Below are 24,086 nucleotides of genomic sequence, written 5' to 3' on the forward strand. Positions count from 1 at the left end.
GGGGGGGCAGATCTTGCTCCGAACTTGGTTTCTTTTGAGCGAAGCGTCGGGGGGAGATATCCAATAACATATATTGGAATGGAAACGGAGATGCGGATTCGATATGATTATAGGATCGACATATTGACATACAGGCTTTGGTACATCCCCCGCTATACATAACCACGAACCCAGGGTCCGCGGTTATTACTTCAAACTTAGGGGGGAAAGAAATGATAACCGTTCTGAATGTGGATGGCCAGGAACTAACCCCATGCTTGCCGCACCGGGCATGGCGGGAAGTGAACCGAACCCGTGCCGTCTGGATCGACGAGCAGACCATCCAATTACGATACAACCCGTTCTCATTTCGGGACTATCGAAAAGCGGCATTAGAAAGAGACAATCACACATGTTTATGGTGCGGGTGTCCCGCAACGACAGTCGATCATATTATCCCTTCGAGTAAAGGCGGTTCGGATCTTCCTCGGAATTTGCTTGCCTCTTGCAGCGAATGCAACTCGAAACGCGGAAACCGCTCGGCGTTCGCCTATTTCAAGGAAAAGGCGCATTCCGTACCGAATGCTGTAAAGCTGTGTTACCGTATCATGAAAGCAACCTGCGGTTCATCGTCGAGGGTTTGACATAAAAGGGCACTGACATCATCCGTCAGTGCCCTTTCGTTTATATCAAAAAAGGTTTTTGGTAATTTTTTGAGTCAGATGCTCAATTCTCGGCATCATGATTGCATCATCGATTGCCATTTTTGCGTTGCCTTAACCTTGCACCGGCTTGATGGTGTCACGTATGACCAAGCTTGTAGGCAGCATGACTTTCTTATTGCCATAAGACGAGCCTTCGGTAATTTCGAACAGCAGCTTGGCACTCTCATAGCCGAGGACGTCGAAATATTGCTTCACGGTGCTCAAGGCAACCTTGGCGAATTTGGAGCTCTCGAAATCGTCAAAGCCCATTAGGGATACTTGTTCGGGGATACGAATGTCAAGTGCGGTGAGCCGTTCGAGTACCTCAAGGGCCCGCTTGTCGTTCGCGCAGAACAGCGCGGTCAGCTCTCCGTTATGGATAAGGCGCGCAAGTTGGGCGTAGTCCAGTTCCTTGTCCAGGAACAAGAGCGAATCCGGTATCGGAATGGACGCATTCGACATGGCGTTGCAATAACCGTTGTATCTGTCAACCTCCGGACTCAGGTAGTAGTCGTAAGCCGCAAATCCGATTCGTCGATGACCTTGCTTTATCAAGTATTCCACTGCTTCATAAGCTCCATCGTGGTTGTTGCAGGTGACGACGTTGACCGGATAGCCGGAAGGGGAACGATCGAGCATCACGAACGGAATCGCCTTTTTGCGAATCTCCCCGAGATAGCCCTTCGCAGCTTCGGGATCAGAAGAATAGATAAGTATGCCTCTTAGTTCGGTTTGAATCAGCCCCAGTACGAGCTCTCGCTCCTGTTCGAAGTCGTTCTCCACGAATTCGATGATCAGCTTGCAACCCTGCTTGCCCAGAAAGGACTGGATGCCCCTCATGATCTGCATATACGAACTATCGTACAGCTCGACGCCGGAGATGACGAAGGCCACCAGATTTGAGGTCTTCTCCGGGACGGCCGCTTGGCTGGCGACAAAGCTTCCCTTACCCCTGATGCGGTAGATCACGCCTTCGTTTACCAGCTCTGACAGCGCTTTGCGCACAGTAATAGAGCTGACGTCCAGAAGCTTGGAAAATTCCGACTCGCTGGGAATCCGGTCATCCTTCGTAAATTCCTGATTCTCAATCTGGGATAAGACATAGTCTTTCACCATCTGGTACTTTGGCGGAGCCAAGTCCTTCTTGCTCAAGTAGGTTCACCTCGTATCAATATTTCCTCAATTATAGCGCACATCGCTTTAAAAAGTATACGTACTTGGAGCGTATCTCGGAAAAAGATTTTGTCGAATAAGCGGGCGTTTTTCAGAAAACAAGCAGGAATGGAGTGAAATTAGATAAAAGGTTTGAATTTCGTGCAGGTCCGTATTACTATAGGGTCAAATAAAGCATACGTTTTCATTGACCTATCATAATAACTTCAAGACGGAATCCCTTGCAAAATGAATGGTACTATACCACGCCGTCGCGGGACATAAAAAGGAGCCGCCGGGGAATCCGGCAGCTCGATGCTTGAGTATTTCCGTCTATAAGAGTAAGAGGTTGCATTATAAGGCTACAATAGCGCCTTCCTTTTCGAACGGGTAATCGATGACGATGCGCGCCGCTTCGGTATCGCCGATGCCGCTGTACAGATTGACCTTGCCGTCGGGACGCATTTCGATGCCGGCGGTGAACGCGCAGTCGGTCAGATGCGGCTTCTTGGCCGGGCCGTCCGGATAACAAGGACGGGTGCCGATGATTTTCAAATCCGAGAATTGATTCGTCTGCGGGTCCAATACGAAGGCCATGTTCATATAGGTCGATCTATCCCCTTGAGCGTAGCAGATATGGCCGATGACGCCGATCTTCCCGCTCTCGAGCAAGTAGGCCTGGTTGCAGCCGCCCCACTCCTCCTTGTGGAACAGTCCGTGGATATAATTGGCGTTCTCGATGACTTCCGGAGACAGGGCGTCCAGGTTATCGATGACGGTGAATCCCACTAAGGATTCGCTTCCGAATTGCTTGCGCACATCTTCGCCGCGTGGTCGTGAGAAGACGCCGATCCTGCCGTCTTGGAGCTCAACGAGCCGAATGTCCTTCATATAATCCGGACCGGTCGTGAAGTAGAAGAGATCATGAAGATCGCGGCCTTTGTAGAAATAGCCGTAGAAGGTATCGAGCCGCCCCTGCTTGTATCGAACATGCGTGCCGCCCAATACGATCTCTTTGTCGATCACGCTAATATAAGGGTCCTCAAGCTGATAAATCATCGTATTCGGCACGGCCGTCCACTCGTCCGGACCGCTCTGCTCGAACAGGCGAACCCATGACCTCGCCCACTCCTGGCGTTTCTCCACGCGTCCGTAAATGTAGCGCTTGCCGTTCCATTCGAACGGAATCGTAGGATTGTAGACATCAAAGCCTTCGACTCCGCGGAAGACAAGCTTGGCGCTTTCGTAAATGCGTTTGTTTGCTTCGAATTGCTGGCGCTGTTTGGGTAAGTTCATTCGTGGCCAATCTCCTTTCAGGCTTCAATCACAATACTATCCTAAACGAAAGTCTTGCTCCCAATCTTGCTCCATTTTGGAATGCATTATGGTGTTTTGACATCGGAGGAACTTGTCACTATCCAAACAAGGAGGGATATCGCCTATGTTGAAGCTTCTTGCGGCGGACGGCATTGATTCAGAAATCCAGGCCCACTATCGGCTGATCGCTTCGGTGCGCGATACGATCGGCATGCATACTCACGACTTCTTTGAATTGTTTCTTATCCTGAAGGGAAGCGTTGTGCATGTCATTAACGGCAGACGGCAGTTGCTGCAGGAAAATACACTCGTGTTCATACGGGACCGGGACGTCCATTACTATGAGCAGACGGCGGATAGCGATTGCCAGTTCATCAATTTGTCGTTCAATCGAGAGGTCCTGAACGACTTGATTGCTTTCTTGGGAGAAGGCTTCCCAAGCGAAAGGCTGCTTGAGCCGGCCATGCCGCCGTCGACCGTGCTGTCCAAAACGGAGAAGGAATATGTGCGGTACCGGCTGGACCAGCTCAGTCTGATCCCGCAGGAGAAGAAGCTGGCCGTCAAAGCGGAGGTAAGAGCCATCTTGACCGACCTGTTCTCCCGGTACATAAAGGCCGAAGCGGATCCGATTGAACTAACCGGACAGCCGGAATGGTTTAAGGCCCTATGCAGAGAGGCGAGAAAGAAAGAGCACTTCACGCGGGGAACCGCTGCACTTGTTGAGCTGTCGGGCAAATCGCATGCCTACATATGCAGGATGTTCAGGAAGCATCTCGGGATGTCCCCGACCCAGTATATTAACGAATTAAGAATGTCCTACGCCGAGAATTTGCTGCTGAACACGGATATGGACATCGTGGACATCAGCCTAGAGATCGGACTTGATAACGTCAGCTACTTCTACGATTTATTCAAGCGGAAGCATAGCCTAACGCCGCATCGATATCGCCAATTCGGGATAACTCACAGATAGCATACTAATTTTAAATGGATTTACAGACATTTTTATGTGTTGACGAGGTAAATGGTATGTGTTATTTTCTACCTGGTATAATAACGTGTGAACCATCATGATGATCGATCTGTAGGGGACGGCAACTGGAAGCTATTACGTTTTCGACGAACGTAAGAATACGGTCTGGAGGTGAAAATGAATGCGCTTACATATAGAGCGAACCAAATGGCCAGGTTCATGCGTCTGCGAGCAGTAGCACCCGCCGTATCCGACCGCAACATGTTAACAGTCAGGAGGTGTTCCTTTTTGAAGACAACCAACAACAGGCTAGTGGCCAGAATCGTCAAGCACCGCTATCTCTACCTTATGGTGCTTCCCGGCTTTCTGACGCTGTTAATCTTTCACTATTTTCCGATGTACGGAATTTTAATCGCTTTCAAAGATTTCAACGCTTCCAAGGGGATATGGGGAAGCGAATGGGTGGGGGTAAAGTACTTCACTTCTTTTTTTAACGATCCCATGGCGTTCCGGGTTTTAAAGAACACATTGCTTCTAGGTTTGTATACTTTGTTTTGGTCATTTCCGGCACCGATTATATTGGCTCTGCTGTTTAATGAACTGAAAAACAAGGGCTTCAAGAAGTTTGTACAGACGGTTTCTTATTTCCCGCATTTTATTTCGGTGGTCATTGTTGCGGGGATGCTTAAGGAATTTACGGCGAGAGACGGTTTGTTTAACCATATTGTCGCCTTCTTCGGCGGAGATACGGTCATGTTTCTTCTTGAGCCGGGCTTTTTCCGGACTATCTTCATCTCTTCCGGCATATGGCAGGGAGTCGGGTTCGGTACGATCATCTACCTTGCCGCGCTAAGCGGAATAGATCCTACGCTGTATGACGTAGCCGAGGTAGACGGCGCGGGCCGATGGAAGAAGGTCTTGCATGTCACATGGCCGTCGCTCAAGCCGACCACGATCATTTTGCTGATTTTCGCCGTAGGCGGAATCCTCGGGAGCGATTTCCAGAAGATCATTCTGCTCTACTCGCCTGAGACTTACGAGGTAGCGGATGTCATCGGATCCTATGTTTATCGCCAAGGTATACTGGGCGCGCAATACGAATACACGACGGCAATTGGACTATTTATGTCGGTGATTTCCTTTATTATTCTTTACTTGACCAATCGGATAAGCCGGAAAGTTTCAGATACGAGTTTATTCTAGGTGGTGTGATGTTGAAAAAGGCTAACTTGGGTTCCAGAGCTTTCGATGTAATCAATGTTGTTATCATGCTATTCATCCTGATTGTCGTGCTGTATCCGATTCTGCATATTATCGCGACATCGCTAAGCGCTACACGTTACATCTCCTCCGGGAGCGTAACGATTTGGCCTAAGGGATTTAATCTGGAAGCGTACACGACGGTATTTCATGATCCCTACATTTTTAAAGGGTATCTGAACTCGATCCTTTATGCGGTCGGCTCTACGGGCATCATGCTGTTGTTTACGGCGCTGATGGCGTATCCGCTCACGATCCCGGGATTTGCGGGCAAGAAGTTTCTTACCCTTTTCCTCATGATTACGATGTTTTTCGGCGGCGGCTTAATCCCGACCTATCTGCTTATGCGCAGTCTGAACCTGTTGGATACGGTATGGGTCATGATTCTCCCCGGCGCGATCAGCGCTTATAATGTGTTTCTATTTCGAACCTTCTTTCTGAATATTCCTTCTGAACTGAAGGACTCCGCCTATATCGATGGAGCGAATGATTTGGTGGTTCTATTCAAGATTATCCTGCCGTTGTCGAAAGCGCTTTTTGCAACCTTTGCTCTATTTGGCCTGGTCGGAAGCTGGAACAGTTGGTTCGAAGCTTTGATTTATCTTCGAGATCAAGATAAGTATCCTTTGCAGATGGTGTTAAGAAACTACCTGTTCACCTTGGACACGACTGCGATTCAAGGACGAGTGGGCGGCGGCGCGGTTGCCATCAATGCCCCGGGGGAAACGCTTGATCCGAAGGCGGTACGAATGAGCGTCATTATTATTACCATGTTTCCGATCATGTGTATCTATCCGATCTTCCAGAAGCATTTCACCAAAGGGATATTCGTCGGCTCCATCAAAGGCTAAGGTACGGAGGCGGCGGTGTAAGGAGGTGAGTACGCGGACGGTTCATTGCAAGTAATGAATAGCGGATTTGAAGAAGCGGTTTATCGTCAAATTTTAGGGGGAAATCGAATGAACAAACTGGCAAAAATGCTTGTCCTTGGGTTGGTCGCGCTGATGGTTTTTTCCGGATGTTCGAATAATTCCAAAAATTCCGTCGCCAAAGAGGACGATCAAGAAGTGATGCGCTTCTCGGTGACGCTGCCCGCGAACGGCGTGGACAATCCGAATAGCCTGGTAGGCAAGGAATGGCACAAACGTATGGAAGCTTATATGGGCAAGAAGGTAGAAATTGAATATAACTATATTCCGTCTTCCGAGTATGACGAGAAGGTCAAGCTCATGATCGCAAGCGACGATCTGACGGACTTCTTCGTGACGCCGCTATTCTATGACACGAGTGAAATGGCCGCACAAGGCCAGCTTCTCGAGTTAGCCCAATATAAAGATTTAATGCCGAACTATATGAATTACCTTAGCAAGGTAAAGAACGGGATGAAGCGGGTAACGAATTCCGACGGAGAGATGTTCACCTTTAAAGAAACCTCCACGCCCAGGTTCCCCGAGGATCGGGGCATGCTCATCCAGAATACGTCCGCTTACCGCTATGACGTGTTCGAGGCCAATAACATCAAAATTCCGGAAACGCTCGATGAATTTTATGAGGCTGCCCAAAAGCTTAAAGAGCTCTACCCCGACAAATATCCCGTCGCGACAAAATGGAACAGCCTAAGATCGTTGTTCTCTGCGAACCACCTTCGGGACGAAATCTTCTGGAACGGCGAGAAATATGTATACGGGGTTCTGGAAGAAGGATATAAAGACGCGCTCCAATTTGCGAATAAGCTGTATTCGGAGAAGCTGTTAGATCCGGAGTACACGATTGATACGGACGATACGCTGAAAAGAAAAGCGTTGAACGGCGACAACTTCATGTGGTTGACGCAGTGGTTTACGACGCCGGCCGAATACACGAGAACGGCCAACGACGGCAAGATTTTCGCAGTCTCGCTGTATCCCGACAATCCGAAGTATGGGAAGGCTTGGCAGGAAGTCGTGAATGGCAATACTCCTGATTTGGGCTGGGGGGCCTACGCCCTAAGCGCAAAAGTAAAAAATCCTGAAGAATTGATCAAATTCATCGATTATCAATATTCGGATGAAATGATCAGACTCATCACTTGGGGAATTGAGGGCACGACTTATACGATCGGGGAAGACGGCGTTCCGACCTTTGTGGACTCGCTGAAAAATGCTGCGGATCCGTGGTTGGAAGGCGATAAATACGGTATGCGCGCAAGTAAAAACTATAACCCCGGCTTGCAGATGGTTAGCGATGCAAGAGCGTTCGTAGACTTTGCCGCGACAGACTATACGGTATTTAACAGCAAATATGAAGAGGTGCCGATTGAGAAGTCGCCATTCCTGACGAGTCTGCCAATGCCTGAGAACGACTACGTTCCTTCCTGGTTGAGCGAGCCGTCGATTCAACTCACGGGCGAGGAAAGCCAGCGGGTCTCGGAGATTATGAACCCGGTTAAGACGTTCGTTACGGAAGAGCAGGCCAAATTCGTAGCAGGCAAGAACAGCTTCGATGATTGGCAGGCATTTATCGATAAGGTCCAAAAAATGGGCGACATTGATGAGGCGCTGAAAATCTATAATGATGCTGCACAAAGAGCAATAGCAAACTAATAGATAACGAAACCATAGGATGTGAGAAACCTTGAGTGAAAAAAAAGAGATTTTATTCCATGCGGAAAAGCTGCTGAACAAAAGAGATCAATTTATGATTACGAAGCTTTCTTCGATAGATTTTTCCGGTTTTACGACAATGGAACAACTGTTCATTCATGAAATGGATGGACAACCGTTCCGGAGCGTCGCTCCGGGTCAACAGTGGGGAGAAAAATGGGGATACGGCTGGTTCCGCGGGGCCGTCGTCGTTCCCGAGGAGGCCGAAGGCAAACGGCTTGTGGTCAAGCTTGATTTCGGTTCCGAAGCGACCGTATACATTAACGGCATCGTGAGCGGCGCAAAAGATCTTAACCATCATTACTTAACTTTAACCCGTTCGGCGAAAGCCGGAGATCGATTTGAAATTGTCGCGGAAGCGTACGCCGGCCATTCGGATTCCAGGCCGACGTTCGGAGAGTCGCAGCTCTGCGTTTTTGAAGAGGAAGTCTACCAATTTTTCATCGATTTGGAATGCTTGTACGATCTTCGCAATCATCTTGATGCCAAATCCCTCCGCGTTGCGGAGATTGATCATTGCCTGACTCAGGTGTTCGCGACGATCGACCTGACCCTGCGTCAGGAATTGTTGGGAGAGAACGCAAAGCAGTGCCGGAAGCTGATGGAGCCGCTTTTGGCCTGCGTGAACGGTTCGACGGCGCCGACCCTGTACCTTATGGGACAGTCGCACCTGGATGTCGCCTGGCTGTGGCCGATCGCGGAGACGAAGCGGAAGATTGCGCGGACCCTGTCCAATCAGTTGGCGCTCATGGACGAATACCCGGAATACACTTACACCCAGAGCCAGCCGTATTTGTTCCAGGTGGTCAAGACGCTGTATCCGGAGCTGTATGAGCGAATCAAACAGGCGGTGAAGGAAGGCAGAATCGTTCCCGAAGGCTCCATGTGGGTAGAACCCGACACCAATTTACCCGGCGGCGAGAGTTTGATCCGCCAGGCGTTGCACGGCAAGCGGTTCTTCAAGGACGAATTCGGCGTGGATAACGAGATGCTGTGGCTGCCTGACGTATTCGGCTATTCCGGGAACCTGCCGCAAATTATGAAGGGCTGCGGGATCAAGTATTTCGGCTCCGTGAAATTGTTCGGCACTTACGATAATGTAGCGGACCCGTTCCCGCATAATACGTTCCTGTGGGAAGGGATCGACGGCTCGCAAATCCTGTCGCATCTGCTCAACTACGGCGACTACTACCCGATTCGGATCAACCCGTCGTTCTTGATCCATCAGTGGAACGATCGCGTCCAGCTTGAAGGAATCTCTACGCGGCTCACGCAGTTCGGACACGGCGACGGAGGCGGCGGCTCCAATCGGGATGATCTCGAGTTTATGCGCAGGCTCGGGAATTTGGAGGGCGTCCCCAAGACGAAACATGGCTCGCCGATCGAATTTTTTGAGGATCAGATCGAAAAAGGCGTTCCTGATGTCAAATATGTGGGAGAACTCTATTATCCCGCTCACCGCGGGACTTATACGACGCAAGCGATCATCAAAAAGCTGAACCGGAAGGCGGAAATCGGTTTCCGCGAGGCGGAGCTTTGGGGGGCTGCGGCGGAGCTGCTTTATAATCGGACCTACCCTCGCGAGGATCTGGACGGTCTATGGAAGGTTCTGCTGCTGCACCAATTCCACGATATTCTGCCTGGCTCATCTATTCATCGCGTCCATGAAGAGGCGCAGCTTGAGCTGAAGAAATTGAATAAGAACGTGTATTACATGGCTTCTGGCGCAAGAGATGCGCTTACGGACGGCGATGCCTCCTGCGTTACCGTCTTTAACTCGCTGTCCTGGCTAAGAAAGGAACTGGTCGCATTGCCTGCCGGCGTCCATGGAATTGCGAACGAGCATGGCGTGGTTATGCCGGTGCAAATGCACGAAGGCGTTCGCTATGCCGAGGTGGAGGCTCCTCCCATGGGCTGGTCCACGTTCAAGGCTGAACCGGAAGCGGCGGATGTACCTGCGGTGTCTGCAGTCATCGCAACGGAATCGCATCTGGAGAACGAATGGATTGCGCTCGAAATGAACGAGCAGGGCGAGTTTACGCGTATTTTTGATAAAGAGACCGGTACGGAATGGGCGGCGGATCGCTGCAACGTCATGCGGATGTATCGGGATCAAAATTCGGATTTCGATGCCTGGGAGATCGACCGGCGCTACCGCTTGGCACCTATCGAGCTGAATACGAGCGCCAAGGTATCCGTTACCGCGAACGGCCCGCTCTTTGCGAATATTCGGGTTGAGCGCGAACTGAACCAATCGACCATGGTCCAGGATATCCGGCTTTGTGCCGGCAGCCGCCGAGTGGAATTCCATACGACGATTCACTGGCGCGAGAAGAATAAGCTGCTGAAAGTCGATTTCCCAGTTCGCGTTCATACGAACGAGTCGCTGCAGGAAATTCAGTTCGGTTACGTCAAGAGGCCGAATCATGCCTCGCGTCCGCATGATGCGGATCGTTACGAAGTGGTTCAGCATAAGTGGTCGGCGCTTGCAGAGGCGAACCGCGGCTTCGCGCTGCTGAACGACTGCAAATACGGGATTTCCGTCGACGATAACACGATGAGCTTAACGCTGCTTCGGGCTCCGACGTGGCCGGATGAGACGTCCGATCAAGGCGTGCACCGTTTTACTTATGGGTTTACGTTCTGGAACGGCGCGTTCCTGGACAGTCCCGTCGTGCGGGAAGCCTACGAGTTGAACTATCCCGTCAGCCTCGTGTCCGGTGGAAGCCGTGAGGCGCAATCGCTGCTCTCTATCGATCAAGCCAATGTGATCGCGGAGACGGTCAAGCTTGCCGAAGACGGATCGGGCGATTGGATCGTTCGTCTGTACGAGAGCAAGGGAGCCTCCGTCGCGTGCGGGCTTCGCTTCGGGCTGTCCGTTGCGGCGGTTTATGAGACGAATATGCTGGAGGAGAAGTTGGCGGATTTGCCGCGCGAGGGCGAAGCGGTATCGCTTCAGTTCCGTCCGTTCGAGGTGAAGACGATCAGGCTCCGGCCGAATGGGAGAAAGAGAGGATGAAGATGCCATGAACAGGCTCAAATACGTTAACCCGCTGCAGGGGACGGACTCGACCTTCTCGTATTCAAGCGGCAATACGCTGCCGCTCATCACGCGCCCGTTCGGGATGGCGTCGTGGAGCCCGCAGACGAGTGAAGCATCGGGCGGCTGGTTTTTTCATCCGGATCATCGTACCTTCGAAGGGCTCAGGTTAACGCATCAACCGAGTCCCTGGATCGGCGACTACGCCCATCTCGCGGTCATGCCGCAGTCCGGACCGCTCTATCTAGCGGCAGATCGTCGCGCTTCCTCTTTTCGTCCGGAGGATCGGATCGTGAAACCGGACTATGTCCGGTACGAGCTTTTGAGGTACGGAATCGAGTTGGAGTTGACGCCTTCGATTCGGGGCGCCTGTATGCGGCTGCGATTCAAACGAAAGGAGGAAGCGGCAAGGCTGATCATTGCGCCGTTCAACCGCGAGTCCCGGATGGAGATCCTTCCGGAGAAGCGCCGCATTGTCGGCTTTACAAGGGGCAACAGCGGCGGCGCGCCGGACAACTTCGCCATGTACTTTGTCGTCGATTTCGACTGTTCCATCGATGGAACTCAGAGCGGCGTGTTCGACGGTTCCTATACGTCGTATGGGGAATTGACCCGGATCGGCGAACGGACAGGTGCATTCGTTGGTCTGGATCTGCCCGAGTCAGGAACGGTGAATGCAAGAATCGGTACTTCCTTTATCAGCGTGGAGCAAGCGATCCGCAATTTGCATGCCGAGATCGCCGCGAAGTCGTTCGCGGAAATTCGCGACGAAGCGGCAGAGGATTGGGGGCGTTATTTGGGTCGAATCGATGTTGAAGATGAGGATGAGGAGAAACTGCGAACGTTCTACTCCTGCTTGTACCGGACTTGTTTGTTCCCGCGGATCTGGCATGAGCTTGATGAAGAAGGGCGTACGGTTCATTACAGTCCTTACACAGGGAAAGTTCATGAGGGACCGATGTATTCGGATAACGGCTTCTGGGACACGTACAGAACGGAGTACCCTCTGCTCGCGATGCTTGCCCCGACGGTCCTGAGTGAAATACTTCAGTCTTGGGTGAATATCTATCGGGAGAGCGGCTGGATGCCGAAGTGGGTGTCTCCAGGTGAGCGGAGCGGGATGCCCGGGACGTTAATCGATGCCGTCTTTGCCGATGCCTTCGTGAAGGGGATTCGGAATTTCGATGTGGAAATGGCCTATGAAGGCCTTTGCAAGCATGCATTGGAGCAAGCGCCGCAGCCGCATCTAGGGCGTAAAGGCTTCTCGGACTACGCGGCGCTCGGGTATCTCCCGAGCGACCGGTATCACGAGAGCGTGAACAATACACTGGATTACATTTACGGCGATTTTTGCATCGCACAGATGGCGCGGGGGCTGGGCAGACAGGAGGATTATAAGCTTCTGCTGGCACGCTCGCGCGGATATTTGAAGCTGTTCGACCCGGTCGTCGGCTTCATGCGCCCGCTGAAGGAAGACGGCAGTCGTGAGGAGCCGTTCGACCCGCTCGCATGGGGCGGCGCTTATTGCGAAGGAGGTCCTTGGCAATGCAGTTGGGCGGTTCAGCATGATGTTCTGGGACTCGCGCAGGCGGCGGGCGGACGACAGCTGTTCAAGGCCAAGCTGGATGAATTGATGACGATGGCGCCAACATTCAGGATCGGCTCTTATCCGATCGAGATCCATGAGATGTCGGAGATGGCTGCGGTCGACTTTGGACAGTTCGCCATCAGCAACCAACCGAGCTTCCACATTCCGTATTTGTATACAGCCATCGGCTATCCGGCTGAAGCCCAGCACTGGGTGAGGAGAGCTGCGGAGGAACTGTTCAGCGCAAGGCAGGACGGCTTCCCGGGTGACGAGGATAACGGAAGCATGGGCGCGTGGTATGTTTTTGCTGCGTTGGGTCTTTATCCGTTATGTCCGGGCGTGCCGGAATATGTACTGGGCAGCCCGATGTTCGCACGGGCAACGCTGCATCTGGAGAATGGCAACAGGATCTCGCTTCGAACCGAGTATCATCATCCGGCGAACCGGTACGTTGAGAAGGCGCTGTTGAACGGCGAGCCCATTAGCAGGTTGTATGTAACGCATCAGGAGCTAACCCGCGGCGCCGAGTTGAAGTTCGTCATGAGTGGAGAGCCTGCCGCCGAGGCTCATTATGACGAAGCGGACCTGCCTTATTCGCTAAGCGGCGTGGCGCGGTATCAATAAGCAGGGAGGTGATGTGGGAAGAGTTCGTCATCAGCGGTTAGCACAGAAGCTATTCGACAGCGTAGCGATTTCATTCTATCAAAACGACAAAGGTCGGGAGGTAAACGAAATGAAATTGAAACCGTGGAAAAGTGCGGGAATATGGGCTTGCGTCATGCTGATGGTCATGACGGCACCGGGCGCCGCGGCTGCGGCGCAAGCCGAGGATATCGGCGACCGGCAGCAGGATGTGAACGGGGGAAGGATCGTCATCCCGGCGCCATTCATGATCAAGGTCGTGGATGCCGAGACAGGCCGGGGCATTCCTCAAGTTCAGTTGAAGACGACGAACAACGTACTGTATTATACGGACAGTGCTGGTGTTGTGGCATTCGACGAGCCGGGCCTGATGGATCAGTCGGTCTTCTTCCATCTGTCGAGCGACGGCTACGACATCCCTGCCGACATGTTCGGCAATCGTGGGCAGGCTGTGCAGATTAAGCCCGGGGGCAGTGTTACGCTTGAGATGAACCGGATCAACATTGCCGAGCGGCTGTACCGGGTTACAGGCCAAGGTATTTATCGCGACAGCTTGCTGGTTGGTCAGAAAGCGCCGATTCGGGAGCCGCTGATCAACGGCTTGGTCATGGGACAGGATTCCGTACAGACAATCGAGTACAACGATAAGCTGTACTGGTTTTGGGGCGATACCGACAGACCCGCCTATCCGCTGGGGAACTTCCGCGTGACGGGAGCGACTTCTGAACTGCCGCAAAAGGGCGGACTGGATCCGGATGTCGGCGTGAATCTGAGCTATTTTACGAAAGAGGACGGTTTTGTCAAAAGCCTGGTGCCTCCGTTGCCCGACGGTGCAGGCATAGCCTGGGTATTCGGTTTGATGACCGCCAAGGACAGCACCGGACAGGAGCGCCTGCTCGCCGGCTACAGCACGCACAATCCCGAACTCAGCGCCTTCGGCATTCTCGCCTTTAACGACAATACTAAGGAGTTCGAACAGGTCGTCCAGTTCCCTTTCAAGGACGATTGGCGCCATCCGGGCGGCCAGGCAAGCTATTACGAGGAGGACGGGAAGGGATATTGGCTCTTTACCGAACACCGGCTGCCGAATTTGCGAGTTGCCGCCAGCTATGACGCCATCATCGACTACACCCAATACGAGTCGTTTACTTGCCTGACGCCGGGAACGACATACAACGGGGCTCAAACCTCGCTCGAACGCGACGAGAACGGCAACCTGGTATGGGGCTGGAAAAAAGATACCCCGCCGCTCACCCAGGATCAAGAGAAGGAGCTGATCCAGCTTGGACTGCTCAAAGCTGACGATCCGCAATATGATCAACTGAAAGATACCGATACCGGCGAAGACGTTAAAATCGCCTCAAGCTCCATCGAATGGAACGATTACCGGCAGCGTTACGTAATGATTGGGCAGCAGATCGAAGGCAAGGCCTCGGTACTCGGGGAAATCTGGTATGCGGAAGCTCCGTCGCCCCAAGGCCCTTGGACCAAGGCCAAGAAGATCGTAACGCATAACAACTATACTTTTTATAACGTGGCTCAGCACAAATACTTCAATAAGGACGGCGGCCGGGTTATCTACTTTGAAGGAACTTATACGAATACCTTTACGGATCATGCCCCAACGCCGCGGTATAACTACAATCAGGTCATGTACAAACTCGATTTGGCCAATCCGGAGCTCGGGCTTGAGCCGGTTCAAGGAGCAGCCGAGCATCCAGAGTGAGCGTCTGATTGTCGATAACGGAACAAGGACCTTTCCGGTAAAGCCCATTGGTGATTCCGGAGAGGTCCTTTTTGGCTTGAGTGGGGGTTTCTTTACCAGGAGCCTCCGGCTTCGGCATCCCCATGAATTTCCCGATACTGCTTCGGCGTAAGATTCGTGAACTTCTTGAATGCGGAGAAGAAATGACCTTTGGATATGAAACCGCATTGATCCGCGATCTCCAGCACCGAGAGCTGGCTGGATACCAGCTTCTCTTTCACTCTCTCAATTCGTTCCTGGAGGATATATTCGGACAAGGACACGTTCATGATCTCCTTGAATAATTGCCGGATATAACTGACGGAGAAAGAGAAATTGTCGGCCACCTGCTCGATCGATAATTGGGCATCCTGCAAGTGGTTGTCGACGTATTCTTTGATCTCCAGGACGATCTCTTCCTTGCGGTTCGAAGATTTCGGAACTTCGGTGTCGGATGCGAGCGTCGTGACGATGCTCTCCAGCCACGCTTGAAACTCGGAGAGTGTGCTGTACCGCTCCAGCAATTGATGGATGCTGCTGATCTCATGCAAGACGCTGGACTTATTGAAATTTTTGAGCAGATCGTAGGTAAAATAGGTCAGGTATAGTTTGCAGTCGCGATAAGGCAGCTCATGAATATGCTTCATCTGCTGGCGCAGCAGCACGACGGCGGTCTCCGGACGGCCGCAGCGGATCGATTTGATGATCTCGGTTGTCTCCAGTGCCTCGGATGCAGAGGGATACCCTGCCAAAAACTCTTCATAATCGCTCTCCAGAAAAATCTGTCTTTCTCCGTCAAGAAATCGCAGCATCGTCAATTCGTAGATATGATCATATACGTTTCGGAAATTAGCGCCGAAGTCATAGGCGTTGCTGACCGCGACGGTTGTACCGATGCTCAGAATGCGAGCCACCTGATGATGCGTCTCCTCCAGAAGGCGTTGCAGTTGAAGCTCGTCCCGTTCATGCCCGCCGATGATCAGGATGAGATGATCGCCGCCCATATCCAAGCCTTCGGCCGCATAAGAACCGGCGCCAACCACTTCTTCGCTGATATTGCGGATGGCGTATTTAATCAATTTCCGGGAAGGGAAATCGTAACGTTCGCAAAAGACCGTATACGCTTCGATCCGTAGAACAGCCAAGAACAGAACTTCGCAGGAAGTCAGCTTGGTCCGGGAGCGAATATATTCGTAGCTCCTGGTGCCTGGCGTGCCGTGCAGCACCCACTGAGCGAGGAACTCCGTTCGGACAAGCTCGGATTGGTTTCGCATGGAGGCATGAAGCTGCTCCACATTGTTCAGCAGCAAATCGATCCCGTCGTTGATCCATTGGATATCGGCCTTAGCATCTGACGCGGGGTTCGCAAATGCAACCTTCTTCTTCAGCTTTTCCGACAAAAAGGTGATGGAACGCAAGGAACGACGCGAGCTCCAGAAGAACAAAGACGAGACGATTCCCAATAGCATTAATGTATACGTTATCATTTTTTGCTGGAACAAGGTGATATGGCGGGTCAAGATATGATACTCGGTCGAATAGTATACCGCCCAATTTTCAGTAGTCATTTTGGCGGTATTGACGTACCATCTCTGATTCGGAAGCTGGACCTGAAAACTGCTGTCCCGATGCTCCTGCCCTGCTTGATAAAGCTGTTCGTTCAACGCAGCCGAATTGGACGTACCTAATAGGACTAATCCGTTCTCATCGAGAATCCGAATGTCTTGCTCCGAGTAGACCGTTTCGCCGAAGAGAAGCTTGTTCAGCAACGGTTTATCGATCAGAAGCACGAGATAGAAGTCGGACGGCTTCTCGGGAGTTGCAGGCAGAACAAGAGCCAGGCAGTCCGAACCATCCAGCGAATGACTGAAGAAGCGCAAGTATTGGCGCTGGAATGATTTCACCCGCTCCAGCATGCTCTGGTCGGCAAAGGATTCAAAACGGGCGATTCCGGCTTTGGAATCGACGACAAGGCTGTACTTCAAATTAATCAGATAAGATCGTTGAATGAGCGGTTCGGTAGACATGAAGTTGGATTGGGCGACGAGTGCAGCATGGTCGATAAGCGGATCCCAGCTTGTATTGAAGAACCAGTTCTGAATGTTTTGATCGGCGTACATGCTAAGCCCGTAAGCTTTCAAATTGCCGAGAATCATATCGGCTTTCGAAGCCAGGTTGTTGACTTCGTTTTGCGAATTGCTGCGCACCTCCAGCATCGTGTATTTCGCGAATTCCGCAGACAGAAAATAGACGAAAGGAATCATGGAACAGATCAGAACAGTGGTTAGTAATAGAAAGGTACGAAAATAGGTCTTCTGTAAAAAAGGTTTGAGCTTCATATCATTCCAGCACCCCGCGTTTAATTGATTAACTGTTTAAGGGTATGCCTTAACCCTATCGATAGAAGAAGCTAACCGGGACGCTTCTTACTCAATCTTATCCGCATCCTGACTTCCGTGTGAAGTCCTCATTTTGACAAAGTACAAATTAAGATGATTCAGGAAGCCGAATGACTGCACGATTCTTAAATTCAGCACCCTTTGTGACGCAATGAGGACTATGCCCCGGAGCTTCCTTCCGCTCATAATAAACACTGTCAGGATATGGCCACATCGGACAGACCAGCTAGAATGGAGTGATACTATAAATTGAGCATGTTGAAGGAGCTTGTGAAGAACCGGAACTTGTATACGATGGCGATACCGGGCATCGTCTTTCTCGTCGTTTTCTCCTATATTCCTCTGGCTGGACATCTGCTGGCGTTCAAGGACTTTCAGATCAGCAAGGGCATATGGGGCAGCGATTGGGTGGGGCTGAACAACTTTCGCTTTTTTTTCTCCAATCGGGATTGGATCCAAGTTACGGTCAATACGTTGTATTTAAATGCGTTGTTCATTATTTGCGAGATGGTCTTTGCGCTGCTCATCGCGCTCTTCTTGAATGAGATTCGCTTGAGATGGTTTAAACGTACGATCCAATCCGTTGTTTTTCTGCCTTATTTTATCTCATGGGTCGTCGTAGGTTATATGACATTCATTCTTTTCAACAATACGGATGGTCTATTTAACCGCATTCTTAGTGCCAGCGGATTTCAAACCGTCGACTGGTACCAAACCCCGTGGGTGTGGCCGATTATTCTGACTTTAACTCGAATTTGGAAAAGCGCCGGTTACTACTCCATTATTCTGATTGCCGCCATTACCGGTTTCTCTGCCGATTATTATGAGAGTGCCCGACTGGACGGAGCTACGCGGATGCAGCAGATGAGGTACATTACGCTGCCCTTACTGAAGCCGCAAATCATCATACTTGTCCTTTTGGGAGTCGGACGGATTTTCTACGGGGATTTCGGCATGATCTACGGGATTATCGGGGACAACGGCATTCTATTCCCCACGACGGATGTCATCGATACTTACTCTTATCGGGCGTTAAGACAGCTTGGCAATTTCAGCATGTCGTCGGCCGTCGTATTTTATCAGTCTATCATGGGACTTATTGCTGTTGTTTCGTTTAATGCGCTGATCCGGAAGATCGATAAGGACTCCAGGTTGTTTTAGAAGTGAATTAAAGGAGGTGAACCTCATATGAATCGCCCGGTTGCTCTGGTCCCGTCCGTCCATGTTCGGCGGACAAGCGGCATCTCCGATAAAATCGCGTTAGGGTCGTTCGGGCTGTTTTTGATCCTATTTGCGCTGGTTTGTTTGTTCCCATTCTGGCTGATGGTCATTAATTCGTTCGCCAGCACCCGAAGCTTGGCTCTGAACGGATACGCCGTATGGCCGAACGAGTTCACCTTGGAGTCCTATCGGTTCCTGCTTCAAGGCAAGCAAATGTTCACCAGCTATGGCATCACGTTTACCGTGACAGCGATCGGAACGGTGATCGGCCTCGTCGTCACCATGCTGTATGCTTACGTTCTGGCTCATCCGAAGAACCGATACGGCGGCTTTCTCTCGTTCATGACCTACGTGCCAATGGTATTCGGCTCGGGGCTCGTCGGCTTCTATCTTCTGGTCGTTCAGTGGCTGCACCTGAAAGATACGCTGTGGGCGCTAGTGCTCCCTTATGTCATGAATCCGTTCTTTGCGTTTATCTTGGTCTCGTTCTATCGCTCGTTGCCTTATGAGTTGAACGAATCGGCTACCATTGACGGTGCTGGAGAGTGGACGATCTTCTTCAAAATTATCCGGCCGATCTCAACGCCGGTGATTGCGACAATCAGCTTATTCTACGCGCTGCAATATTGGAACGATTGGTGGCTGTCGCTTTTGTTCATTGATAACAGCGATATGTACCCGCTTCAGCTGCTTCTGCGGCAGCTCATGTCGCAGATGCAGCTCTCGTCGCTAAACCACGGCAATGTTCTGACGCTGCCGCCGGCGGAGGGGGTCAAGCTGGCTACCGTTTGTCTGACGATCGGCCCGATTATTCTCGTTTATCCGATGGTCCAGAAATATTTCGTCAAAGGCCTGACCCTCGGCTCGGTAAAAGGCTAGTGGGCTTGATACGAAAATATAATATGATTTAGAAGGGAGTTATTTACATGGTCACAAAACGCAGATTCTTGGGGACGGCGCTGCTCGGACTAGTCATCGCCTTATCCGGGTGTTCCGGCTCCGGCGGGAACGCCTCCGCACCAGACGATTCCGGGGGAACCGGCGCTTCATCCCTTGACCCGGTCACTCTGGAGGTTGTCGTTCCGGGGGCGAAGGGGGCTAACTTTGATGAGGTGCTGGCGGAAGTCAACAAACGGTTAAAGGCCGAGTTAAACACACAGGTTAAATTTACAGTCATCGATTTCGCCGATCTTAACCAGAAGACCAACGTCATGCTGGCTTCAGGAGAGAGCGTGGATCTGATCTTCGATGCTCCCTGGCTGCATCTGGACACGATGGCTTCTCAGGGATATTACGAGGAATTAGGCGAACTTCTGGACAAATTCGGCCCGAATGTACTAAAGACGAGACCGCAGCAAATGTGGGATGCGAACAAAATCAACGACAAAATCTACGGCGTCCCCTTAGGCAGCGCCTATACCCAGCAAAGATCGGTCTTCATCCGAAAAGACTTGCGAGAGCAATTGAACCTGCCGCCCGTGAAGACGTATGAGGACCTGAAAGCTTATCTCTACGCCGTTCGTGACAATATGCCCAATATCACGCCACTGCTCGCAGGTGCGGACGACGTCACCTACAGCTGGGTTAACTGGCTGATTCGGGACGATACCAGCGTTAACATTCGCCCGACGAATTTTGCAGGTGCCAGCTTGATGTTGTATTACAAGGGCAACGATGGGAAGGTCTACAATTTCTTTGAAACCAAGGAACCAAAGATTTGGTCCAATATCCAGGATGTCCGCAAGTTGTTCGTTGACAAGGTCATGTCGCAGGATGTCTTGACAAATAAAAGCGGCCCGATGGAAATGCAGCTCCAGAACAAAGTCGCGGCTACGCCCCAAATGGTCTTTGGTGTTCCCGAATCGTTCAATGAACAGTTGAAGCAGGTCGTGCCCGACGGCGAGCTGGAAGCGGTTCGCCTGTTTGATCTAACTCCGGGAAAGAACATATCCAATTTTAAGATGGATAACTTCATCTGTATTGTAAAGACAAGTAAGCACAAGGACCGCGCGATGATGTTCCTCGACTGGGCGAATCGGCAGGAGAATTACGACCTGTTGGAGCGCGGCATTGAAGGCGTGAACTGGAAAACCGTCGGCGAGCATCAATACGACACCTTGAACAATGACGGCGGTATTGTTTCGTTTCAGCTCATGTTGAACCCGACGTTAGAGCGGGAGTGGGCCGGAACGGACGAAGAGAATCTGAAGTACAATCAATTTATTACTCAAGCCGACAATTTCACCAAGGACGTCTTAACCGGATTTACCTTCGATCCGACTCCTGTGAAGAACGAAGTGGCCCAGTTTTCGACCATTCAAGCGAAATATTATAACGGTCTGTTTAACGGCGCGCTAGATCCGGACGAATACTTTGCCAAGTTTAAAGAGGAGGGCGAAGCGGTGCTGGGGAAGATCCAGAATGAACTGCAGAAGCAGGTCGACGCCTTCTTGGCGAAGAAATCGTAAGTAGGGTAAGCATTTATCCGGGTCTTATCAGGGGCTGCCTTCCGGCAGCCTCATTGCATACATCGAAATGAAACCGCTTACCGAGCGGGTATGAAGAGCCCTTCCCGAGGACGGAGGGGCTGCTTTGCAGTGAATCGGTAGAAGGGGAGTAGTGTCATGGACAAAATTGACCGACTGCGGTGCGAGTATACGAACAATCCCGTTGGTGTGCAAACAAAGATGCCCCGCTTCAGTTGGGAGCTAAGCGCCTCCAAACGCAGCCGAAGACAGATGGCCTATCAAATGATCGTGTCTGAAGAGGAAAGAAATGCGCTTGCCGGGATCGGCGAGTTATGGGATTCCGGCAAAGTCGAATCCGCGGATACCTACCACATTGCTTATGCAGGCAAACCGCTGGTCAGCGGACAACGCTGCTACTGGACCGTCAGATGCTGGGATCAAGATGGAGTGCAATACGAGGCTGAAGCGGTTGCTTTTTTTGAAATGGGCATCCTTAGCCCGGATGAATGGACCGCCCAGTGGATCGGTGCCGATGAGACGATCGCGGCTCCGTTATTCAGAAAGACTTTTCCAGTTGAGAAGCCTGTTAAGCGCGCTGTCCTAGCTATATCCGGCCTTGGCTATTTTGAGCTTTCTATGAATGGCAATCCGATAGGGGACCATGTCCTTGTTCCGAATTGGACGGATTATGACGACCGACATATCGAAGGTTTGCTGTATCCTTTCGATGATCAAACTTCCAAAAGGATCCATTATATTCAGCATTCCGTGACAGGCAATCTTCAGCAGGGAGAGAATACGATTGGCGTCATGCTGGGGAACGGGTTCTACAATCAGACGGAGAGAACCGTTGAAGGAAACATGAGGTATGGCGCTCCCAAGTTGATTTTGCAGCTGGTCATTACCTATGAGGATGGTGCAGTGGACTGCATTCGGAGCGACAATAGTTGGAAATGCAGCTCCGGGCCGATTGTGTTCAATAACGTCTTCTATGGAGAGACATATGATGCCCGCCTTGAACAGCCTGGTTGGACGGGGAACAGCTTCGATGATTCATCGTGGAACTATGCCCGCTTGGTCCGTTCGCCGACCGGGCAGTTGACGGCTCAAATGTCTCCCCCGGATCGAAAAATAGGTACGGTCGCTCCCGTCTCCCGCGTCGAAGTAAAGCCTAATGTATATGTATTGGATTTCGGTCAAAACTTCTCGGGATGGGTACGCATTCGCATGCAAGGAAATGCCGGGCAGCGGATCACGATGAGATTCGCCGAAAATTGTGGGGCTGACGGGGCGCTTGATATGGGAAGCTGCGGAGGAGACGGCCAAATACAGGCCGATACCTACATAATGAATGGACGGGGAACAGAGCGGTATGAGCCCCGATTCGTTTGGCATGGCTTTCGTTACGTGGAGATATCCGGATATCCCGGTGTACCGGATTTAACGGATATCGAAGGCGTCGTCGTTCATGCGTCTGTCGAGCACATCGGTCAATTCACCTGCTCTGAACCGTTGCTGAATCAGGTGCAAGACGCTTATCGTTGGTCACAGCTTACCAATCTGCACGGCGGCGTGCCTAGCGATTGTCCGCATCGCGAGCGGCTTGGATACACGGGAGACGGTCACGTAACCGCCCAAGCGGCGATATACAATTTTGATATGGCTGCCTTCTATGCCAAGTGGATCAGAGATATTGGCGATTCGCAGAATAAACGGACAGGTTTTGTCCCGCACACTGCCCCGTTCAATGGGGGTGGCGGCGGAGTCGCCTGGGGTTCCGCCTATGTGATCATGCCGTGGATCATGTACCGAATCTATGGGGATCGGCGTCTGTTGGCCGAACATTATGAAAGCATGAAATGTTGGATTGGTTATTTGGGTACTCGTAATCGGGGAGGTTATCTGGTTGAATTCGAAGAGCCGGGCAGTTGGTTTCTGGGGGACTGGTGCGTCCCGGGAGAGAACGAGCTTTCCCCCGAACTGGTGAGCACCTTCTATTATGCCTATACGGCAGGCATTATGTCCAAGGTTGCCGGGGTCCTCGGTCATGAAGAGGATCGCAAGCGGTTTGCGGAGCTGTATCGTCTCGTATGCGAATCGTTTAACGAGGCGTTTTTCAATCCTGAAACGGCCAGTTATTCCATCGGGCGGCAAGGCGCGGATTTATTTCCGTTCGTTCTGGGTTGCGTCCCCGACGGCTATGCCGATCAAGCGTGGCGGCGGGTATTGCGGCATTATCGGGATCACCTGCACGGGCACTTGGACACCGGCATATTCGGCACTTCCTTTTTGTTCGATCTGCTCAGTGAACGGGGGGAGACGGATTTAGCTTTGGAAATGGTGCTGTCAAAAGAATACCCCGGTTACGGATATATGATCGACAACGGCGCTACTACGCTGTGGGAATCCTGGGATGGACACGATTCCCATAATCACCCGATGTTCGGTAGCGTTAGCGCCTGGTTCTACAAGCATGTGGCCGGAATCGCTCCGCATCCTGAAGCCATTGCCTTTGGGCAAGCTGTCTTCAAGCCGTTTCGCGCGGGGAGCCTGAGCCGCGCGTCTGCTACGACTCATACGATTCGCGGGCCGTATGCAGTTCGTTGGTCCAAGGAGAGCGGCGTAAGCTGGAAATGCGAGATTCGGATACCGCCAAATTGCAGCGCAGAAGTGTATTTTCCATTACAAAGTCAGGATGCCCTTTTATCTTCGATCTTCGAGCAAGGATACAATCAGATCATCTGGCCTCGTTCCGATGGGGGGCATCTGCCTGATTCGCTCCAATTGAGGAAGGATATTCACGATCTGGTTGTCGTTCTTGGTTCGGGAAGTTACGAGTTTAAAGTGTCCGTTAGGCCGGAGTAATATAAGCGGGCTCAAAATCAAGAGAAAAAAGAGACAGCCTCCTCATAATGAGAAACGGCTGTCTCTTTTGGAGTTCCCAAGGGGCCCTTCTT

15 protein-coding genes are annotated in these 24,086 nt (G+C 51.5%); 12 read left to right on the top strand and 3 right to left on the bottom strand.

What is annotated here, in order from left to right; genetic code table 11:
• Nucleotides 1-212 precede the first annotated feature (212 nt).
• Complete coding sequence (locus ACQ4N8_RS00295) at nucleotides 213-623, top strand: HNH endonuclease (protein WP_430702310.1); 411 nt, start codon at nucleotides 213-215, stop codon at nucleotides 621-623.
• Between the two features lie 132 nt (nucleotides 624-755).
• On the opposite strand, the gene ACQ4N8_RS00300 is transcribed toward ACQ4N8_RS00295, so the two are convergent.
• Nucleotides 756-1,835 carry a substrate-binding domain-containing protein gene (locus ACQ4N8_RS00300; protein ID WP_430702311.1) on the bottom strand — a complete coding sequence of 360 codons (1,080 nt, stop codon included), beginning with the start codon at nucleotides 1,833-1,835 and terminating at the stop codon, nucleotides 756-758.
• Between the two features lie 354 nt (nucleotides 1,836-2,189).
• Nucleotides 2,190-3,131 carry an MTP-1 family protein gene (locus tag ACQ4N8_RS00305; RefSeq protein ID WP_430702312.1) on the bottom strand — a complete coding sequence of 314 codons (942 nt, stop codon included), beginning with the start codon at nucleotides 3,129-3,131 and terminating at the stop codon, nucleotides 2,190-2,192.
• Nucleotides 3,132-3,276: 145 nt separating this feature from the next.
• On the opposite strand from ACQ4N8_RS00305, the gene ACQ4N8_RS00310 reads away from it, so the two are divergent.
• From ACQ4N8_RS00310 to ACQ4N8_RS00340, 7 genes are all read left to right on the top strand, one after another.
• On the top strand, nucleotides 3,277-4,125 hold the full coding sequence (locus ACQ4N8_RS00310; RefSeq protein ID WP_430702313.1) for an AraC family transcriptional regulator: 849 nt from the start codon (nucleotides 3,277-3,279) through the stop codon (nucleotides 4,123-4,125).
• A 288-nt stretch (nucleotides 4,126-4,413) separates the two neighbouring features.
• A complete protein-coding gene (locus ACQ4N8_RS00315; RefSeq protein WP_430702314.1) occupies nucleotides 4,414-5,328 on the top strand; it encodes an ABC transporter permease in 915 nt (304 codons plus the stop codon).
• Nucleotides 5,329-5,339: 11 nt separating this feature from the next.
• A complete protein-coding gene (locus tag ACQ4N8_RS00320) occupies nucleotides 5,340-6,236 on the top strand; it encodes a carbohydrate ABC transporter permease (RefSeq protein WP_430702315.1) in 897 nt (298 codons plus the stop codon).
• A 108-nt stretch (nucleotides 6,237-6,344) separates the two neighbouring features.
• A complete protein-coding gene (locus ACQ4N8_RS00325) occupies nucleotides 6,345-7,967 on the top strand; it encodes an extracellular solute-binding protein (protein WP_430702316.1) in 1,623 nt (540 codons plus the stop codon).
• Nucleotides 7,968-7,998: 31 nt separating this feature from the next.
• Nucleotides 7,999-11,046 carry a glycoside hydrolase family 38 C-terminal domain-containing protein gene (locus ACQ4N8_RS00330; protein WP_430702317.1) on the top strand — a complete coding sequence of 1,016 codons (3,048 nt, stop codon included), beginning with the start codon at nucleotides 7,999-8,001 and terminating at the stop codon, nucleotides 11,044-11,046.
• A gap of 7 nt (nucleotides 11,047-11,053) precedes the next feature.
• Complete coding sequence (locus tag ACQ4N8_RS00335) at nucleotides 11,054-13,279, top strand: GH92 family glycosyl hydrolase (RefSeq protein WP_430702318.1); 2,226 nt, start codon at nucleotides 11,054-11,056, stop codon at nucleotides 13,277-13,279.
• 109 nt (nucleotides 13,280-13,388) lie between these two features.
• On the top strand, nucleotides 13,389-15,023 hold the full coding sequence (locus ACQ4N8_RS00340; RefSeq protein ID WP_430702319.1) for a hypothetical protein: 1,635 nt from the start codon (nucleotides 13,389-13,391) through the stop codon (nucleotides 15,021-15,023).
• 92 nt (nucleotides 15,024-15,115) lie between these two features.
• Here the strand turns inward: ACQ4N8_RS00340 and ACQ4N8_RS00345 are convergent, their stop codons facing one another.
• Nucleotides 15,116-17,380 (bottom strand): AraC family transcriptional regulator, encoded by a 2,265-nt coding sequence (locus tag ACQ4N8_RS00345; RefSeq protein WP_430702320.1) that lies wholly within the window; start codon nucleotides 17,378-17,380, stop codon nucleotides 15,116-15,118.
• 315 nt (nucleotides 17,381-17,695) lie between these two features.
• Between ACQ4N8_RS00345 and ACQ4N8_RS00350 the strand changes: the two genes are divergently transcribed.
• From ACQ4N8_RS00350 to ACQ4N8_RS00365, 4 genes are all read left to right on the top strand, one after another.
• Nucleotides 17,696-18,601, top strand: a complete 906-nt coding sequence (locus ACQ4N8_RS00350; RefSeq protein ID WP_430702592.1) for an ABC transporter permease — start codon at nucleotides 17,696-17,698, stop codon at nucleotides 18,599-18,601.
• Between the two features lie 27 nt (nucleotides 18,602-18,628).
• Complete coding sequence (locus ACQ4N8_RS00355; protein WP_430702321.1) at nucleotides 18,629-19,540, top strand: carbohydrate ABC transporter permease; 912 nt, start codon at nucleotides 18,629-18,631, stop codon at nucleotides 19,538-19,540.
• Nucleotides 19,541-19,587: 47 nt separating this feature from the next.
• Complete coding sequence (locus tag ACQ4N8_RS00360) at nucleotides 19,588-21,129, top strand: extracellular solute-binding protein (RefSeq protein WP_430702322.1); 1,542 nt, start codon at nucleotides 19,588-19,590, stop codon at nucleotides 21,127-21,129.
• Nucleotides 21,130-21,285: 156 nt separating this feature from the next.
• Nucleotides 21,286-23,994 carry a family 78 glycoside hydrolase catalytic domain gene (locus tag ACQ4N8_RS00365; RefSeq protein WP_430702323.1) on the top strand — a complete coding sequence of 903 codons (2,709 nt, stop codon included), beginning with the start codon at nucleotides 21,286-21,288 and terminating at the stop codon, nucleotides 23,992-23,994.
• Nucleotides 23,995-24,086: the final 92 nt, after the last annotated feature.

It is taken from the genome of Paenibacillus macerans (assembly GCF_050565405.1).
In the GTDB taxonomy this organism is placed as follows: Bacteria; Bacillota; Bacilli; order Paenibacillales; family Paenibacillaceae; genus Fontibacillus; species Fontibacillus macerans_B.

Excerpts from the sequence above, each read along its gene's own strand:
- ACQ4N8_RS00295 (WP_430702310.1), top strand. The coding sequence starts at position 213 with ATGATAACCGTTCTGAATGTGGATGGCCAGGAACTAACCCCATGCTTG.
- ACQ4N8_RS00305 (WP_430702312.1), bottom strand. The coding sequence starts at position 3,131 with ATGAACTTACCCAAACAGCGCCAGCAATTCGAAGCAAACAAACGCATT.
- ACQ4N8_RS00310 (WP_430702313.1), top strand. The coding sequence starts at position 3,277 with ATGTTGAAGCTTCTTGCGGCGGACGGCATTGATTCAGAAATCCAGGCC.
- ACQ4N8_RS00325 (WP_430702316.1), top strand. The coding sequence starts at position 6,345 with ATGAACAAACTGGCAAAAATGCTTGTCCTTGGGTTGGTCGCGCTGATG.
- ACQ4N8_RS00335 (WP_430702318.1), top strand. The coding sequence starts at position 11,054 with ATGAACAGGCTCAAATACGTTAACCCGCTGCAGGGGACGGACTCGACC.
- ACQ4N8_RS00340 (WP_430702319.1), top strand. The coding sequence starts at position 13,389 with ATGAAATTGAAACCGTGGAAAAGTGCGGGAATATGGGCTTGCGTCATG.
- ACQ4N8_RS00345 (WP_430702320.1), bottom strand. The coding sequence starts at position 17,380 with ATGAAGCTCAAACCTTTTTTACAGAAGACCTATTTTCGTACCTTTCTA.
- ACQ4N8_RS00350 (WP_430702592.1), top strand. The coding sequence starts at position 17,696 with ATGTTGAAGGAGCTTGTGAAGAACCGGAACTTGTATACGATGGCGATA.
- ACQ4N8_RS00355 (WP_430702321.1), top strand. The coding sequence starts at position 18,629 with ATGAATCGCCCGGTTGCTCTGGTCCCGTCCGTCCATGTTCGGCGGACA.
- ACQ4N8_RS00360 (WP_430702322.1), top strand. The coding sequence starts at position 19,588 with ATGGTCACAAAACGCAGATTCTTGGGGACGGCGCTGCTCGGACTAGTC.
- ACQ4N8_RS00365 (WP_430702323.1), top strand. The coding sequence starts at position 21,286 with ATGGACAAAATTGACCGACTGCGGTGCGAGTATACGAACAATCCCGTT.